Source organism: Nocardia neocaledoniensis (assembly GCF_029868625.1).
Taxonomy (GTDB): Bacteria; Actinomycetota; Actinomycetes; order Mycobacteriales; family Mycobacteriaceae; genus Nocardia; species Nocardia neocaledoniensis_A.
The window spans coordinates 1-2,936 of the sequence record NZ_JARWOJ010000042.1 but is presented as its reverse complement, the minus strand read 5'-3'; the positions used below and the strand labels follow the sequence as shown (position 1 = coordinate 2,936).

The following is a 2,936-nucleotide window of genomic DNA, read 5'->3' as shown; positions in this document are numbered from 1 at the left end:
CCAGGGGGCCCGCCGGGGGGCGGGCGGGCGCCGGCGCTGCCCGGACCAGCCCCTAATACATGTTGCGGACCCCCCCCACGCCCCCCGGGGGGGGGGGGGCCTCGGGGGGCGCGGGCGCCGCGGGCGGCGGCGGTGGGCACTTCTATGCCGGCGGCGGCGACAGCGGTAGTGACAGTGGCGGCGGCTGCGGTGGCGGTGGTGGCGGCTGCGGCGGGGGCAGCTGACCGCCGTTTGGCCTGAGCCGCGCTCGGGTACCCAGTGCTCAGCCAGTGGGGGGAATCCACCATGTCGCGACGGTGGTGGGCGGGCCGCATCCGGCTGAGCTGGACGAATCGACCGAGGGGGAAACATGTGGGCTATCGGATCGGGACTGCTCGTCACGGTGATCGGGGTGATCTCTTTCGGGTTCGCGCCCATACTGGGTTTCGTACTGTTCTGCGTCGCCATCGGGCTCTACACCACGGGCTTCGCCCTGCTCTCCCGGAACTCGCACTCCGGTCGTTCCGGTAGGCGGGGCGGGGGCGGCGGCTGGAGCGCGGGCGGCTCGAGCTCGTCCTTCGGCTGGAGTTCCGGCGACGGCGGTGGTTCCAGTGGTGACGGTGGTGGCTCCAGCGGCTGCGGCGGTGGTAGCAGCAGCGGCGGGGGTGGCGGCTGTGGCGGTGGTGGCGGAGGCGGCGGCGGAGGCTGACCGCCTGAGGTAGGACTCGAACAGGGGTGTGGCATGAAACTGTTCAGTGGTTCCGGCGACCTGATCATGGCCTTCGCCGCGGCGGTGCTCCTGGCCGTCATCGGCGCGACGGTGATCGACAAATCGGCCATGGCGGCCATCCCCCTGTTCGTCATTGCGGCGCTGGTCACGGCCGACGCCTTCCGCGATCTCGCCCGCGCGGACCGGCTGCCCTGGCGGTCGTCCACGCAGGCCGCGTCCCGTCAGCCCGGCTGACGCACCGGTGCCAGTCGGTCGCAAGGGGTTGTTAAGGCGGCGGGCATACCTTCGGCCGTGAGAGTTGAACCGGCTGGGGAGGTTTCATGGATATCGCCGAAGTGATCGGGACGATCGTCGCCTTCTTCATCGCGGGAATCGGGGTGGCGATCATGGTCATGGTTCCCGTGATGATCATCGTCGCGATCGTCAGGGCCACCGATACCCCGGCGGCCCGGGCCCGGCGGGCCTACCGGGCCGCCGAAGCGCAGCGGGCCAGGGCGCGGATGGCGCACCGGCGCGGATCGCGGTCGAGCAGCTGGTCCTACGCCGACGGCGGCTACGGCGGCGGGTACAGCAGCAGCTCGAGCGGTGGCTGGTTCGGCGGCGACAGCGGTTCGTCGAGCAGCTGCGACAGCGGTAGTTCGAGCAGCAGCAGCTGCGGCGGCGGCAGTTCGAGCAGCTGTGGCGGGGGTAGCAGCTGCTGATCAGGGTGGGGGGACATGGTGGGACAGGAGACTGCCCGCCGGGTTGAGATACAGGACCAGAATGCGCACTTCGGTACGGCCGAGATTGCGGGCCACGTGCGCGTTCGCCGGTCCGCTCGGCTCACGGAAGACGTGGCCTCGCGGATACACCGCTGGGCCACGTCGCACGTACGGATGGTCGAGGACACCCCGGGTGACCAGCACGAACAGCGTGCCGTCGTGATAGTGCCACCCGCTGCTGCCGCCGGGCGCGATGCGCGTCCGGCGGATCACGATGTCGCGCCGGCCCAGCCGCACCCGCAGCAGCGTCCGGCTGGCGGTGCCGACCGCTGGCGCGGGATTCGGCTGGAACGAGCTGGTTCGCCACCAGGTCATACGGCCATCGAACCACGGTCCGCGCACCCGCCGACCTGGGCCCTCAGCCGCGCAGACCGGCGAGTGCGGAACGCACGGCGAGCCCGGCGGTCGGGTCGCCGACGGTGATGCGGGCACTGCCGTCGGGATAGGGCTTGGCCTTGATGCCTGCTTGGCGCAGCGCGGTGGCCACTCCCGGGCCGGGCAGATAGAGGAAGTTGGCTCGGCTGGGTGGGGCGACGATTCCTGAGGCACACAGGGCAGCCCGTAGTGTCTCGCGCTCCCGCTGGATGTGGCCGACCCGGGCGCGGAGTTCCTCGTCGGCCGCGTAACAGGCCCGGACGGCCGCGGTCGCCGCGGCCGGGATGCCGAAGGGCAATTGCTGCGCGCGCACCCGGGCGATCAGCTCGCCGCGCCCCACGCAGTATCCGATCCGCAGTCCCGCCAAGCCGTACGCCTTCGAAAACGTGCGCAGCACAAGCAGATTCGGATGTCGACGCAGCAGATCGCGCGGGTCGAGGCGATCGGCCGGGTCGAGGAACTCGACGTACGCCTCGTCGAGCAGCACCGGTACCCGCCGGGGGATCGCGGCGAGGAAGGCACGCACCGCCGCCGCGTCGAGCACCGTTCCGGTCGGGTTGTGCGGGCGGCACAGCACGACCAGCGCGGTCCGGCGGTGGACCGCTCGGCGGAGGGCGACCAGGTCCTGCTGCCCCGCGGGGTCCAGCGGCACCGATACCAGCGGTCTCCCCGTCATCTCCGCCATGATCGGGTAGCCGTCGAAAGTGGGTGTGCTGCTGACGATCTCGCCGCCGCCGAGCGTCCGCAGGATCTGCATGGCGACGCCGGTCGCCCCGGCGCCGACCACCACATCGTCGGGGAGCACACCCAGCCGCTCGGCGATGAGCCGTTGCAACCGCTCCGGCAGGAACTCCGGATATCTGTTCGCCGAGGCGAGCGTGTCCCACACGGCGGCGACCACGGAAGGCAGCGGCGGAAACGGGTTCTCGCTGAGGGACAGGTCGAACAGAGTGGCCGTGCCGCGGGAAACGGGGGGCGGGGTGGACCGGTAACCCCCCCCCACCGGGAAACCCCACCGCCCCCACCCACCCCCGCCCGCCCCGCGCAAAAACCCCCCGGCGCCCCGGGTACGAAGGCCAAATCGTTCGGAC

General features: G+C 71.7%; 4 protein-coding genes. 2 read left to right on the top strand and 2 right to left on the bottom strand.

Annotated elements, in window-relative coordinates:
• Positions 1 to 721 precede the first annotated feature (721 nt).
• Entirely contained in the window at positions 722 to 943 is a 222-nt protein-coding gene (locus QH270_RS02140; protein ID WP_280338630.1) for a hypothetical protein, read from the top strand.
• Positions 944 to 1,029: 86 nt separating this feature from the next.
• Positions 1,030 to 1,410, top strand: coding sequence for a hypothetical protein (locus tag QH270_RS02135; protein ID WP_280338629.1), 381 nt, complete (start codon positions 1,030 to 1,032; stop codon positions 1,408 to 1,410).
• Here QH270_RS02135 and QH270_RS02130 read toward each other — a convergent pair whose 3' ends face one another.
• Positions 1,411 to 1,785 (bottom strand): cupin domain-containing protein, encoded by a 375-nt coding sequence (locus QH270_RS02130; RefSeq protein WP_280338628.1) that lies wholly within the window; start codon positions 1,783 to 1,785, stop codon positions 1,411 to 1,413.
• A 43-nt stretch (positions 1,786 to 1,828) separates the two neighbouring features.
• Positions 1,829 to 2,848: a pyridoxal phosphate-dependent aminotransferase gene (locus QH270_RS02125; protein ID WP_348537627.1), complete on the bottom strand. Its 1,020-nt coding sequence runs from the start codon at positions 2,846 to 2,848 to the stop codon at positions 1,829 to 1,831.
• Positions 2,849 to 2,936 lie beyond the last annotated feature (88 nt).